Origin of the sequence: Nocardioides sp. GCM10028917, from assembly GCF_042666175.1 — a bacterium.
GTDB lineage: Bacteria > Actinomycetota > Actinomycetes > Propionibacteriales > Nocardioidaceae > Nocardioides.
The window spans coordinates 165,337-178,662 of sequence record NZ_JBHTFL010000003.1; the positions used below are offsets into that span (position 1 = coordinate 165,337).

General features: G+C 71.5%; 13 protein-coding genes and 1 riboswitch. Of the genes, 11 read left to right on the top strand and 2 right to left on the bottom strand.

All coding sequences use genetic code 11. From position 1 onward, the window contains the following. Positions 1-10: 10 nt before the first annotated feature. The 11 genes from ACFQW6_RS04185 (at position 11) to ACFQW6_RS04235 (ending at position 10,319) form a co-directional block, all read left to right on the top strand. Positions 11-610, top strand: a complete 600-nt coding sequence (locus ACFQW6_RS04185; RefSeq protein WP_378541600.1) for a CDP-alcohol phosphatidyltransferase family protein — start codon at positions 11-13, stop codon at positions 608-610. Then, positions 603-1,511 carry a DUF881 domain-containing protein gene (locus ACFQW6_RS04190; protein ID WP_378541602.1) on the top strand — a complete coding sequence of 303 codons (909 nt, stop codon included), beginning with the start codon at positions 603-605 and terminating at the stop codon, positions 1,509-1,511. Before ACFQW6_RS04185 ends, ACFQW6_RS04190 begins: the two co-directional genes overlap by 8 nt. After that, complete coding sequence (locus tag ACFQW6_RS04195; protein WP_378541604.1) at positions 1,508-1,840, top strand: small basic family protein; 333 nt, start codon at positions 1,508-1,510, stop codon at positions 1,838-1,840. Before ACFQW6_RS04190 ends, ACFQW6_RS04195 begins: the two co-directional genes overlap by 4 nt. Before the next feature lie 29 nt (positions 1,841-1,869). After that, positions 1,870-2,658, top strand: a complete 789-nt coding sequence (locus tag ACFQW6_RS04200; RefSeq protein ID WP_378541606.1) for a DUF881 domain-containing protein — start codon at positions 1,870-1,872, stop codon at positions 2,656-2,658. 90 nt (positions 2,659-2,748) lie between these two features. Beyond that, positions 2,749-3,135: a glycine cleavage system protein GcvH gene (gene gcvH / locus ACFQW6_RS04205; RefSeq protein ID WP_378541608.1), complete on the top strand. Its 387-nt coding sequence runs from the start codon at positions 2,749-2,751 to the stop codon at positions 3,133-3,135. Between the two features lie 129 nt (positions 3,136-3,264). Continuing rightward, entirely contained in the window at positions 3,265-3,777 is a 513-nt protein-coding gene (locus ACFQW6_RS04210) for an FHA domain-containing protein (protein ID WP_378541610.1), read from the top strand. Between the two features lie 3 nt (positions 3,778-3,780). Then, positions 3,781-4,521, top strand: coding sequence for a MerR family transcriptional regulator (locus ACFQW6_RS04215; protein WP_378541612.1), 741 nt, complete (start codon positions 3,781-3,783; stop codon positions 4,519-4,521). A 53-nt stretch (positions 4,522-4,574) separates the two neighbouring features. Beyond that, positions 4,575-5,042 (top strand): bifunctional nuclease family protein, encoded by a 468-nt coding sequence (locus ACFQW6_RS04220; RefSeq protein ID WP_268110800.1) that lies wholly within the window; start codon positions 4,575-4,577, stop codon positions 5,040-5,042. 242 nt (positions 5,043-5,284) lie between these two features. Further along, positions 5,285-5,851, top strand: a complete 567-nt coding sequence (locus ACFQW6_RS04225) for a MerR family transcriptional regulator (RefSeq protein WP_378542593.1) — start codon at positions 5,285-5,287, stop codon at positions 5,849-5,851. Between the two features lie 98 nt (positions 5,852-5,949). Next, positions 5,950-6,057: riboswitch (glycine riboswitch) on the top strand. Between the two features lie 64 nt (positions 6,058-6,121). Further along, the gene (gene gcvP / locus ACFQW6_RS04230; RefSeq protein ID WP_378541615.1) at positions 6,122-9,004 is read left to right on the top strand and encodes an aminomethyl-transferring glycine dehydrogenase; all 2,883 of its coding nucleotides are present in this window, start codon (positions 6,122-6,124) and stop codon (positions 9,002-9,004) included. Between the two features lie 28 nt (positions 9,005-9,032). Continuing rightward, positions 9,033-10,319 (top strand): serine hydrolase domain-containing protein, encoded by a 1,287-nt coding sequence (locus ACFQW6_RS04235; protein WP_378541617.1) that lies wholly within the window; start codon positions 9,033-9,035, stop codon positions 10,317-10,319. 11 nt (positions 10,320-10,330) lie between these two features. Here ACFQW6_RS04235 and ACFQW6_RS04240 read toward each other — a convergent pair whose 3' ends face one another. After that, positions 10,331-11,728, bottom strand: coding sequence for a metallopeptidase TldD-related protein (locus ACFQW6_RS04240; protein ID WP_378541619.1), 1,398 nt, complete (start codon positions 11,726-11,728; stop codon positions 10,331-10,333). After that, complete coding sequence (locus ACFQW6_RS04245) at positions 11,728-13,248, bottom strand: TldD/PmbA family protein (RefSeq protein ID WP_378541621.1); 1,521 nt, start codon at positions 13,246-13,248, stop codon at positions 11,728-11,730. The genes ACFQW6_RS04240 and ACFQW6_RS04245 overlap by 1 nt, the downstream gene beginning before the upstream one ends. Between the last annotated feature and the right edge of the window lie 78 nt (positions 13,249-13,326).

Consider the following 13,326-nt stretch of genomic DNA (forward strand, 5'->3'; position numbering starts at 1 on the left):
GGGTCTGACCGTGTCCGAGGAAGCCTCTCGCGTCTGGACCGTGCCCAACATCATCAGTGTGGTGCGGCTTGCCGGCGTGCCCCTCTTCCTGTGGTTGGTGCTCGGGCCGGAGGCCGACGCGATCGCCCTCGTGGTGCTGATGGTCGCCGGTTTCACCGACTTCCTCGACGGGTGGCTCGCGCGCCGGCTCGACCAGTACTCCACGCTGGGGGAGATCCTCGACCCGGTGGCCGACCGGCTCTACATCCTGGCCGTGGTCCTCGGCCTCTTCCTGCGCGACATCATCCCGTGGTGGGTCGCGATCGCCCTCCCGCTGCGCGACCTCCTCCTGTGGGGCCTCGTGCCGATCCTGCGCACCCGCGGCTACTCGGCGCTGCCGGTGCACTTCCTCGGCAAGGCCGCCACGTTCAACCTGCTCTACGCCTTCCCGCTGCTGCTCCTCGGCGAGGGCGACGGCATCGTCGCCACCCTCGCGCGCAACTTCGGGTGGGCCTTCGCGTGGTGGGGGATCGGGCTCTACTGGTGGGCGGGTGTCCTCTACGCCTGGCAGGTGCGCACGCTGCTGCGCGACACCCCACGTCGTACGTCACCGGCGACCGACCATGGCTGACACGACGGCGGGCACCCCGGCGGCGTCGGGCGAGCCCGATGCCGGCCGCCGGCTCCCCGAGCACGTCACGACTCCGCTGCTGACGCTGATCACCACCCGGTCCATGGACGAGGACTACGCCCACGTCGCCCAGAAGCGGGCCGAGGCGGGCGACGCAGGTCCGCGCGCGGCGCGGCCGCACTGGTCGAGCTTCCTCGCCATCGCGGCGCTCGGCGTGATGGCGGCGGTCGTCGCCGTGCAGACCGACCGGGAGGCACCGGCCAACGAGCTCAGCCGAGCCGCGCTGGTCGAGCAGATCGACACCCGCAGCGACGACGTCCGTGCCCTGCAGGCCGACGTCGCGAGGCTGACCCGCTTCAACGCCGCCGTCGCCAGCAACAGCACGAGGACCCAGACGGACCTGGGCGAGGTGGAGACGCGGGTGCGCCGCGCCGAGCTCATCACCGGCTTCTCGGCCGTGCACGGTCCGGGCGTGCGCATCACGGTCGACGACCGTCCCGGTGACGAGGTGGACGGCGAGGTGCTCGACGAGGACCTCGCCACCCTGGTCGACGGGTTGTTCGCAGCGGGCGCCGAGGCCGTCGCGATCAACGACCAGCGGATCAACGCGCTCGGCGGCATCCGGAACACCAACCGGGCCGTCCACGTCAACGGCCGCCCCGTCAACGCCCCCTACGTCGTCTCGGCGATCGGCGATCCGCGCACGCTGCAGGCCCGACTCGTCGAGACCTACCAGGGCCAGCAGTGGTTCAACCGAGTCAGCAACTTCGGGTTCGTGTACGAGGCCGAGAATGTCGACGACATCCGCTTGCCGGCTGCGCCCGAACGTGTCCTTCGTGATGTGATCGGCCTCGACGCCGAACCCTACGGCGGACCAGCACAGGAGGGGAGCTCGCCGTGATCGCCGCCCTTGGCCTGCTCCTGGGCATCATCGTCGGGCTGGTCTTCGCGCCCGATGTGCCGCTCAGCCTGCAGAACTACCTGCCGATCGCGGTGGTGGCCGCCCTCGACGCGGTCTTCGGGGGGCTGCGTGCCTACCTCGACGGCATCTTCGACGACAAGGTCTTCGTCGTCTCCTTCGTGAGCAACGTCGTCGTCGCGGCGGCGATCGTCTACCTCGGCGACCAGCTCGGCGTCGGGTCCCAGCTCAGCACCGGCGTCGTCGTCGTGCTCGGCATCCGCATCTTCTCCAACGTCGCCGCCATCCGCAGGCACGTCTTCCACGCCTGATGCCCATGCCTGATCCCACGCCCGATCCCATGCCTGACCAAGGACCCGAGCCCGGTCACGAGGCGCACCCTGCGCACCGCACCGACCGCGACCCCGAGCCCGGTCGCGAGCGCCTGCGCCACGCCGTCGTACGGCCGTCGCGGCGCCAGGTGGTCGTTGCCGTGCTGCTCGCCGTCCTCGGCTTCGCGTTCGTCGTGCAGGTGCGCGACACGAAGGCCAACGACACCTACTCCGGGCTGCGCGAGAGCGAGCTGATCGAGGTCCTCGACGGCCTGACCGGCACGGCTGAGCGCGCCCGGCGCGAGGTCGGCCGGCTGGAGGCGCGCCGTGACGAGCTGACCAACGAGAGCCGGGCCCGGTCCGCGGCCCTGGACGAGGCCGAGCAGCGGGTCAGGACCCTCAACATCGTCGCCGGCCTGGTGCCCGTCACCGGCCCCGGCCTGCGGATGACCATCAACGAGTCGTCCAGCCGGGTCAACGTCGGCTCGCTGCTCGACACCGTGCAGGAGCTGCGCACGGCCGGCGCCGAGGCGATGGAGTTCAACGACTCGATCCGGGTCGGTGCGGACAGCTCGTTCGACAACGCCGTCGGCGGCATCGAGCTCGACGGCCAGCTCCTCGAGCCGCCCTACGTCCTCGAGGTGATCGGCGACCCGCACGTGCTGCACACGGCGCTCACCTTCTCGACCGGGCCCATCGAGACGCTCGAGACCTACGACGGAGCCTCGGTCGAGGTCGAGGAGCTCGAGTCCGTCGACATCACGAGCGTCCGCGAACCCGCGCGACCTGAGTATGCGGAGCCCGGCAGCGGCCAGTAGCCTGCCGGACACCCCCGCAGCCTCCCCGACGTCACCTCGTCATCACGCCGTACCCCACCTCAACCGACGCCTCACGCACTAGGAGTCCCCGTGTATCCGGAGAACCTCAAGTACACCAGCGAGCACGAGTGGGTCCGCAGCCCCGGTGACACCGAGGGCTCGGTCCGGGTCGGGATCACCGACTTCGCGCAGGACGCGCTCGGCGACATCGTGTACGTCTCCCTGCCGCAGGTCGGCGACCAGGTGACGGCGGGGGACACGTGCGGCGAGCTGGAGTCGACCAAGTCGGTCAGCGACATCTACGCGCCGGTGACCGGCGAGATCGTCGCCACCAACGCCGCCCTCGACTCCACCCCCGAGCTCGTCAACAGCGACCCCTACGAGGCCGGCTGGCTGTTCGAGGTCTCCGTCGCCGACAGCTCGCAGGTCGACGGCCTGATGGACGCCTCGGCGTACCAGGCCGGCCTGGACGGCTGAGCCGCACCACCTGTCGTTCGGTGTTCCCCGACCGCCCGGCGTCGCCTCCAGCGGGCTGGTAGGTTCGGGGAAACCGTCAACCTCAACCCTCGGCTGAGGGTTGGGCGTCGATCCGTCGAGGAGCTTTCCATGCCGTTCTGCACCGCCTGTGGCAAGCAGAACCCAGACGATGCGCGCTTCTGTGCCCAGTGCGGCACCAAGCTGCTCGCTGGGGAGGACACGGGCGCGAGCCCGGTCGAGTCCACTGCGACCATCACCTTCGGGGCCCCGGACCAGCGCGAGTCCTCGGACCGCCAGCTCAGCCCCGTCGACGCCGCAGCGGTGGACGCCCTCCCCGAGGGCCACGCCCTGCTCGTCGTGCAGCGCGGGCCGAGCGCGGGCAGCCGCTTCCTCCTCGACACCGACGTCGTGGGCGCCGGGCGCCACCCCGACAGCGAGATCTTCCTCGACGACGTCACCGTGTCGCGCCGCCACGCGGAGTTCCGCCGGTCGGGCGTCGGCTACACCGTCAGCGACGTGGGCAGCCTCAACGGCACCTACGTCAACCGCGACCGGATCGACTCCGTCGAGCTCAACGACGGCGACGAGGTCCAGATCGGCAAGTATCGCCTGGTGTTCTTCTCCTCCCACCCGAACAGCTGATCCGTGAGTGCCTCGACAGCCGCGGGCTCGAGTCGCGGCGCCCGCTACAACATCGGGCAGGTGCTCGACCAGCTGCGCGCGGACTTCCCCGGGGTGACCATCCCCAAGATCCGCTTCCTCGAGGACCAGGGCCTCGTCAAGCCCGAGCGGACCGCAGCCGGCTACCGCAAGTTCTCCGCCGACGACGTCTCGCGCCTGCGCTACATCCTGACGATGCAGCGTGACCACTACCTGCCGCTGAAGGTGATCGGCGACCACCTCGACGCCATCGACCGAGGCCTCGAGCCGCCCGCGATCGACTCCGTCGTGCCCACAGTTCCCAAGGTGGCGCTGAGCGCGGACGGGCTGCCGAGCCCCGAGTCGTTCCGGCGCACCAGCGACCTGCGCCTCTCGCGCCGCGAGCTGCTCAAGGTCGCCGACATCACCGAGGAGCTGCTGGTCGAGCTCGAGCAGTACGGCCTGCTCAGCGCGCGCAGCGGCACCGGCCACTTCGACAGCGACGCCCTCGTCGTCGCGCAGACCGCGCGCGAGCTCGCCGACTTCGGCTTCGAGCCCCGGCACCTGCGTGCCTTCAAGACGGCCGCCGACCGGGAGGTGGGCCTCGTCCAGCAGGTGGTCGCACCCCTCGCGCGGGGCCGCGACGCCGCCGCCCGGGGACGCGCCGAGGACGCCACGTCCGAGATCGCGGCACTGTCGGTCCGCCTGCACGCGACCCTCGTCAAGGTCGGTCTCGACCGCGGCTGACGCACCCGACCCGCCACCGTGGTGCCATCAGGGCACATGAGTAGGGTGGACGCATGCGCGAAATGGACGTCGTCGGAGTCCGCGTCGAGATGCCCTCCAACCAGCCGATCGTGCTCCTGCGAGAGGTGACCGGGGAGCGCTACCTGCCGATCTGGATCGGCGCGGTCGAGGCGACGGCGATCGCCTTTGCGCAGCAGGGCGTCACGCCGCCGCGCCCGCTCACCCACGACCTGATGCGCGACGTGCTCGAGGCCACCGGGCAGCGCCTCGACGAGGTCCGCATCGTCGACATGAGGGACGGCGTGTTCTTCGCACAGCTGGTATTCGACGGCGGGGCCGAGGTCGGTGCCCGTCCCTCGGACTCCATCGCGCTGGCGCTGCGCACCGGCTCGCGGATCGTGTGCGCCGAGGCGGTGCTGGACGAGGCCGGCCTGGCGGTGCCCGCCGAGCAGGAGGACGAGGTCGAGCGGTTCCGCGAGTTCCTCGACCACGTCTCACCCGACGACTTCGAAGCCCACTGAGCAGGCGCAAAGCCTCACCCTCAAGTTGAGGTTGAGGGTTGCGACACGCCGCCTCGTGGATGGACAACCCGGGGGATCGGGCTTAGTTTGAACTGTCTCTGTTGTAACTCCACCGTTGTGGTTGTCGGTCCTCCGGCAGCCGGGCGGGCCCTTCCCCCAGGAGTTACCGCGTAGCGGAGGAACTGACCTGGAGGGTCGCTGTGGTGAGCAACGAGAACGAGAAGGGCGCCGACGCCGCGCGCATCAAGGCCGAGGCCGAGGCCACTGATCTCGCCGAGGAGCAGGGCCTGCTCTTCGCCGACGATGTCTCGCCGCTGCCGAGCGACACCGGCTACCGCGGCCCGACAGCCTGCAACGCCGCCGGCATCACCTACCGCCAGCTCGACTACTGGGCCCGCACCGGCCTGGTGGAGCCGAGCGTCCGCGGGGCCGCCGGCTCCGGGTCGCAGCGGCTCTACTCCTTCCGCGACATCCTGATACTCAAGGTCGTCAAGCGCCTGCTCGACGCCGGCATCTCGCTGCAGCAGATCCGCACCGCCACCGCGCACCTCCGCGAGCGCGGCACCGACGACCTGACGCGCGTGACGCTGATGAGCGACGGCGCCTCGGTCTACGAGTGCACCAGCAACGACGAGGTCATCGACCTCCTCCAGGGCGGCCAGGGCGTCTTCGGCATCGCCATCGGCGGTGTGTGGCGCGAGATCGAGGGCACCCTCGCCGAGCTGCCGTCCGAGCGGACCGCCGAGCAGGCCGCGCCGTCGCCCAGCGACGAGCTCGCCGCCCGCCGCGCCGCACGGCAGACCGGCTGACCCCGGGCCCCCGACCCTCCTGTCCTTCCACGAGGCCGCCCGGTTCGCCGGGCGGCTTCGGGCATTTCCGCCCACCCCCGCTAGACTCGGTGACGCCGACATCCCATGCGGGAGAGTCGCGGCGCGCGGTCCCCGGACCACACGTCGCGCGCCGAAGGGGCAATTCCTCCCCGGAACCTCTCAGGCACCCGGACCGCGCTGGGTTGGCACTCTGGAGGTCACCGGACCGACAGAGGGGGAGGTCCAGTGATGCGACCTCAGGGAGCCTGCGTGCCCGACCTCACCCCGACCTCCGGATCCAGCGCCGTCGAAGGGCTCGGCGAGTTCGTCGCCCGGCACATCGGCCCGGACGACGCCGCCGTCGCCCACATGCTCGAGGCGATCGGACACGAGTCGCTCGAGGCACTCATGACGGCCGCGGTGCCTGACGGCATCCGCTCGGCCGCGGCGCTCGACCTCCCCGACCCCCTCGACGAGGAGGCGACGGCACGCGCGCTGCGCACCCTCGCCTCGCAGAACCGGCCGGCGGAGGCCATGATCGGGCTCGGCTACCACGCCACCATCACGCCGGCGGTGATCCGGCGCAACGTGCTCGAGGACCCCTCCTGGTACACCGCCTACACGCCCTACCAGCCGGAGATCTCCCAGGGCCGCCTCGAGGCGCTGCTCAACTTCCAGACCGTCGTGGCCGACCTGACGGGTCTGCCCACCGCCAACGCCTCGTTGCTCGACGAGGGCACCGCTGCCGCGGAGGCGATGACGCTCGTGCGCCGGGCGCAGCGGAACAGGACCGGACCGTTCGTCGTGGACGCCGACGCGCTCCCGCAGACGATCGACGTGGTGCGGACCCGTGCCGAGGGCATGGGCATCGAGGTCATCGTCGCCGACCTCGACGGGGGACTGCCCGAGGGAGACCTGTGCGGCGTGCTGGTCCAGTACCCCGGTGCCTCCGGCGCCGTCCGTGACCCGCGGCCCGTCATCGAGGCCGCGCACGAGCGCGGTGCCCTGGCCGTCGTGGCGGCCGACCTCCTCGCCCTCGCCCTGCTCGAGGCGCCCGGCACCTTCGGCGCCGACGTCGTGGTCGGCTCGTCGCAGCGCTTCGGCGTACCCCTCTTCTACGGCGGTCCGCACGCCGGCTACATGTCGGTGTCGGCCGGTCTCGAGCGGCACCTGCCGGGCCGACTGGTAGGTGTGTCCGTCGACGCGGAGGGCCGCCCGGCCTACCGGCTCGCCCTCCAGACGCGCGAGCAGCACATCCGCCGCGACAAGGCCACGTCCAACATCTGCACCGCGCAGGTGCTCCTCGCCGTCGTGGCGTCGATGTACGCCGTCTACCACGGTCCCGAGGGCCTGCGCCGGATCGCGCAGCGCACCCACGACCACGCCAGCCGCATCGCCGAGGCGCTGCGGGCCGGGGGAGTGGAGGTCATCAACGACACCTGGTTCGACACGCTGACCGTGGCGGTCCCCGGCCGCGCCGGCGACGTGATCGCGGCGGCCCGCCAGGTCGGCCTGCACCTGCGCGCGATCGACGCCGACCACGTCGGCCTGTCGACGTCCGAGCGCACCAGCCCGTCGACCGTCTCGGCGGTGCTGCGCGCCTTCGGCGTCGCGCCCGGCGACGGCGGTGCCTCCACCGGCCTGCCCGAGGCCCTGCGCCGCACCACCGACTTCCTCACCCACGAGGTCTTCAACTCCCACCACAGCGAGACGCAGATGTTGCGCTACCTGCACCGGCTCTCGTCCCGCGACTACGCGCTGGACCGCGGCATGATCCCGCTCGGGTCCTGCACGATGAAGCTCAACGCGACCACCGAGATGGAGCCGATCAGCCTGCCCGGCTTCGCCGACCTGCACCCCTTCGCGCCCGCCCAGGACGCCACCGGCTACCGCGAGCTCGTCGACGACGTCGAGCGGTGGTTGGCCGAGGTCACCGGCTACGACAAGGTCTCGGTGCAGCCCAACGCCGGCTCCCAGGGTGAGCTGGCCGGCCTGCTGGCGATCCGCGGCTACCACGCTGCCAATCGGTCTGCCAACGGCGCTGAGCCAGTCCGCGACGTGTGCCTGATCCCGTCCTCGGCCCACGGCACCAACGCCGCGTCGGCCGTCATGGCCGGGATGAAGGTCGTCGTGGTGAAGGCATCCGACGACGGGTCCGTCGACCTCGACGACCTGCTCGCCAAGTGCGACCAGCACGCTGAGACCCTGGCCGCGATCATGGTGACCTACCCCTCCACCCACGGAGCCTACGAGGACACCATCACCGACCTGTGCAAGATCGTGCACGACCACGGCGGGCAGGTCTACGTCGACGGGGCCAACCTCAACGCGCTGCTCGGCTGGGCCCGCCCCGGGGAGTTCGGCGGCGACGTCTCCCACCTCAACCTGCACAAGACGTTCTGCATCCCGCACGGCGGCGGTGGCCCCGGCGTCGGCCCGGTCGCCGTACGCGCCCACCTGGCGCCGTACCTGCCCTCCCACGCCTGGCACCCGGAGACCGAGAAGCGCGACGGCATCGGCCCCATCAGTGCCGCACCGTACGGCTCCGCCGGCATCCTGCCGATCACGTGGGCCTACATCCGGATGATGGGCGCGCAGGGGCTGACCCGGGCGACGGCCGTCGCGGTCCTGTCGGCCAACTACATCGCCCACCGCCTCGGGGAGCACTTCCCGGTGCTCTACCGCGGGCACGGCAACCTGGTGGCCCACGAGTGCATCCTCGACCTGCGGGGCATCACCAAGGCCAGCGGCGTGAGCGTCGACGACGTCGCCAAGCGTCTCGTCGACCACGGCTTCCACGCACCCACGATGTCGTTCCCGGTGGCCGGGACCCTGATGGTGGAGCCCACCGAGTCCGAGGACCTCGAGGAGATCGACCGCTTCTGCGACGCGATGATCGCGATCCGCCAGGAGATCGCCCGTGTCGAGACGGGGGAGTGGAGCCCGGAGGACTCGCCGCTGCGCCACGCGCCGCACACCGCACGCGCGCTCGTCGGCGAGTGGGACCGCCCCTACTCGCGCGAGCTCGGCGTGTTCCCGCGCGGCATCGACCCGGACAAGTACTGGCCGCCGGTGGCTCGCATCGACCAGGCGTACGGCGACCGCAACCTGGTCTGCGCGTGCCCCCCGCCGGAGGCCTTCGCGCAGGACTGACCGGGCGCGCTGCTCTAGGGTCGCCATCGTGAGCATCCAGCGCCAGCGACTGCTCGACGTCGCCCAGGCGGAGGGGCGGTTGACGTCCGTCGTCGGCGCGGTCTTCGACCGCTATGGCGCGGTGTGGGCGGGCGGGGCCGGGCAGGCGCCCGGCCTCGACGGCCAGTACCGGATCGGGTCGATCACCAAGACGCTGACGGCCGTCCTCGTCGTCCAGGCCCGTGACGAGGGACTGCTCGACCTCGACGACCCGCTCGCCGCGCACCTGGGCGACGTCGGCTACGGCGACGTGACGGTCCGCGACGCGCTCGCACACTCGTCGGGGATGCAGAGCGAGCCACGAGGCCCGTGGTGGGAGCGCACGCGGGGAGGCGACTTCACGGCACTGGCCGCGGCCAACGACGGCAGCGGCAGGGTGGCGCCGGCGGGCGCCTGGTTCCACTACTCCAACCTCGGCTACGGCCTCCTCGGTGAGGTGGTCGCCCGACGGTTCGGTACGCCCTGGCGGACGCTGGTGTCCGAGCGCCTCCTCCAGCCCCTCGGCATGCGGGCGACGTCGTACCTGCCGCGTCCCGGCGCCCAGCCCGGCTGGAGCGTCGACCACTTCACGGGTGTCCGGGTCCACGAGCCGCTCACCGACACCGGGGCGATGGCTCCGGCCGGACAGCTCTGGTCGACCCTGGCTGATCTCGTCACGTGGGGCCAAGTGCTGGGCGGTGCCCGCCCCGACGTGCTGGCGACCTCCTCGCTGGAGGAGATGCAGCGACCCGTGACCGCCGACTACGGGCTCGGGCTGATGCTGGGCGTCCACCCCGGTGGGCGGCTGGTGGGCCACAACGGCTCGATGCCCGGCTTCCTGGCCGCCCTGCACGTGGACCCGGACAGTGGCATCGGCGCGGCCGTGCTCACCAACGCGACCACGGGCATCGACCCCCGGGACCTCGCCGTCTCGCTCATCGAGGGCGACCCCGACGCCGACGACTCCCGGCCGCCTCCGTGGCGCCCGACCGTCAGGGTCCCGGTGGAGGCGAGCGACGTGCCGGGGCTGTGGTTCTGGGGCAACACCGCCTACGACGTGCGCTGGCACAACGACGGCGTCGAGATGCGGGCGATGGCCCGCGGCAACGTCGTGACCGACCGCTTCGAGCTTGTGCACGGGACGCTGGTCGGCGTCGTGGGCTACCACCGCGGCGAGCGGCTCGACGTCGTACGCCGTCCGGACGGGTCGGTCAGCCACCTCGAGTGCGCGACGTTCGTCTACACCCGTACGCCCTACGACCCGGAGGTCGAGATCCCGGGCGGCCGCCCCCGGTGACGACGCCGCGGTCACACGCCCTGCGACACGCTCGACATGTTGAAGTCGGGGATCCGCAGGGCGGGCGTGGCCGTGCGGGAGAAATAGGCGTCGCCCCACTCGCGGCTGAAGCTCGGCACCGTCTCGGTGGCGGCGCTGAACCGGTTGAGCAGGTCGATCGGGCTCTCGTTCCAGCGGAAGTTGTTGGCCGCGCCGACGATCTCGCCGTCCTCGACGACGTAGACGCCGTCGCGGGTCAGACCGGTGAGCAGCATCGTCTGCGGGTCGACCTCGCGGATGTACCACAGGCACGTCAGCAGCAGGCCGCGCTGCGTGCCGGCGACCATGTCCTCGATCGTGCCGGCGCCGTCGCCCACCTCCAGGACGAGGTTGTCGATCATCGGGGTGACCGGTTGACCGGTCATCCCGGCGGAGTGGCGGGTCTGGAGCAGTCCGGTCAGCAGGCCGTCGCGGATCCAGTCGGTGCGCTCGAGCGCCAGGCCGTTGTCGAAGACCGAGTCGGTGTTGTCGGACGCCCCCGCGATGGCGAACGGGGCGCACTCGAGCCCCGGGTAGGCCGGGTCGGAGAAGAGGCTGACGCCCGGCGCGGCGATCTTGTCACCGATGCGCGTGCCTCCGCCGCGGCGGCTGTAGACCGACTCGCCCTCGTGGGCCACGCGCGCGCCCGCGCCCCAGTAGGCGTCGATCATCAGGTCGGCGACCGAGGACGGCGGCAGGATCGTGTCGTAGCGCCCGGCGGGCAGGTCGATGCGGCGCGCGGCCCAGGCGAGCCGTTGGGCGACGGTCGCGGCCATCGCCGCGGCGTCGACGTCGCGGAAGTCGCGGGTCGCGCCACCGGTCCAGGCACTGCGGGTGAGTGAGCTGTCCTTGCCGGTGCAGGCGTAGTGCCCGGTGGGTTGCACGTGCCGCAGGCGAAGGCCGCGGCTCGACCCGAGGTAGGTGGTCGCGACATCGTGGTTGACGAAGCCGTAGAGCAGCCGGTGCTCGGCGCCCGCCTCGAGGAACGCCTCGCCGAGAGCGGGCGCGAACGCGTCGTAGACGCCGATGTCGGTCGTCTCCGGCTCGACGTCCCAGTCCGGCGAGGTGGAGTCCGTGACGAGCTCGGCCGCGTCCTCCGCGGGGGATCCGGCTCGAGCGGCCGCGTCGGCGGCCTGCACGAGCACGGTGACCTGCTCGGGCGTGGAGGCGCTGCCGGACACCGAGCCCGTGGCGACGCCGCCCGGCACGGAGGCGAAGCTGATCACGGTCACCGACACCTCGGTCATCACGCCGTTGGTGGTCAGCGTGTTGTTGGCCCAGCGCAGGTTGGCGCTGGTGACGTCGCGGACGATCGTGATGCAGTCGTCGGCGGTCGAGGACGCGAGCGCGTGCTCGACCAGCTGCTGGGGGGTGCTGCGCAGGGAGGTCATCAGTGGCCCGCCTCGTCGATGGTGTTGAGGATGTTGACCCCGCGGAAGAGGGCGGTGGGGCACCCGTGGCTGACGGCGGCGACCTGCCCGGGCTGCGCCTTGCCGCAGTTGAAGGCGCCGCCGAGCACGCAGGTGTCGGGTCCGCCGACGGCCTCCATGGAGCCCCAGAAGTCGGTCGTGGTGGCTTGGTAGGCCACGTCGCGCAGCATCCCGGCGAGCTTGCCGTCCTCGATCGCGTAGAACCGCTGGCCGGTAAACTGGAAGTTGAAGCGCTGCATGTCGATCGACCACGACTTGTCACCGACGACGTAGATGCCGCGCTCCACGCGGGAGATCAGGTCGTCGGTGCCGAGGTCGTCGGCGCCGGGCATCAGCGACACGTTGGCCATCCGCTGGATCGGGATGTGGCCCGACGAGTCGGCGTACGCGCAGCCGTTGGACCGCCCGTCGTTCAGCTCCGGCTTGAGGTGGCCCATGGAGCGGTCGAGCTGGTAGCCCACCAGCACGCCGTCGCGGACGATGTCCCACTCCTGGGTCCGGACGCCCTCGTCGTCGTAGCCGACCGTCGCCAGGCCGTGCTCCTGCGTGCGATCGCCGCGGACGTTCATTACCGGTGAGCCGTACTGGAGGGTGCCGAGCTTGTCGTAGGTCGCGAACGACGTGCCGGCGTAGTTGGCCTCGTAGCCCAGCGCACGGTCGAGCTCGGTCGCGTGCCCGATCGACTCGTGGATGGTGAGCCACAGGTTGGACGGGTGCACCACGAGGTCGTAGGTGCCGGCCTCGACGGTCGGCGCCTTCAGCTTCTCCGCGAGCAGCTCAGGCACCTCCGCGAGCTCGGCGTCCCAGTCCCAGTGGGCTCCGGAGAGGTACTCCCACCCGCGACCCACCGGCGGCGCGATGGAGGCCATCGAGTCGAAGATGCCGGTCTCGGCGTCCTCGCCCGTGGCCTCGAAGCCGGGTTGGAGCCGCACCCGCTGCTGGGTGGTCCGGGTGCCGCTGAGGTCGGCGTAGTACTTGTTCTCCTGCACCTGCTGCAGGAAGGCGGTCGCGTGGGCGACGGCCGTGCCGGTGCGCAGGCGCTCGGTCCAGTCGACCAGGAGCGCGCCCTTCTCGGGAGTGGGTACGTCGAGCGGGTTGATGTCGTAGCCGGAGACCCATGTGACGTCGTCGTGCACCGGCTCGGGCGCCAGCTCGACGGGCGTCGTGGTCATCGTCGCGGCCACCCGGGCGACCGCGACCGCCGTTTCCGCGACCCGACGGGCCTCGTCGTCGGTCAGGACGACGCCGGAGGCGAAGCCCCAGGCGCCCTGGTGGACGACGCGGACGGCGAAGCCGAGGTCCTCGGCGTCGCTCGCGGTCTGCAGCACGCCGTCGCGGGCGCCGAGGTACTGGTAGCGGTTGCGCTCGAACCGGAAGTCAGCATGGCTGGCGCCCAGCTCCTGGGCACGGGCGAGGGCCACGTCGCCGAGCCGGCGGTGCGGCAGGTCGCTGAAGGTCGGGTCGAGGCCGGGCGCACTCATGACGAGGAACCTATCGGAGGCCTGGGGCGGCGCCGGCGTCGCGTCATACCAACCCGCACCCATGGGTTCGGCTTCGTA

Bases quoted from the DNA above. Each gene is read 5' to 3' on its own strand.
- ACFQW6_RS04240 (WP_378541619.1), bottom strand. From the start codon at position 11,728: ATGACCTCCCTGCGCAGCACCCCCCAGCAGCTGGTCGAGCACGCGCTC.
- ACFQW6_RS04220 (WP_268110800.1), top strand. From the start codon at position 4,575: ATGCGCGAAATGGACGTCGTCGGAGTCCGCGTCGAGATGCCCTCCAAC.
- ACFQW6_RS04200 (WP_378541606.1), top strand. From the start codon at position 1,870: ATGCCTGACCAAGGACCCGAGCCCGGTCACGAGGCGCACCCTGCGCAC.
- ACFQW6_RS04245 (WP_378541621.1), bottom strand. From the start codon at position 13,248: ATGAGTGCGCCCGGCCTCGACCCGACCTTCAGCGACCTGCCGCACCGC.
- ACFQW6_RS04190 (WP_378541602.1), top strand. From the start codon at position 603: ATGGCTGACACGACGGCGGGCACCCCGGCGGCGTCGGGCGAGCCCGAT.
- ACFQW6_RS04210 (WP_378541610.1), top strand. From the start codon at position 3,265: ATGCCGTTCTGCACCGCCTGTGGCAAGCAGAACCCAGACGATGCGCGC.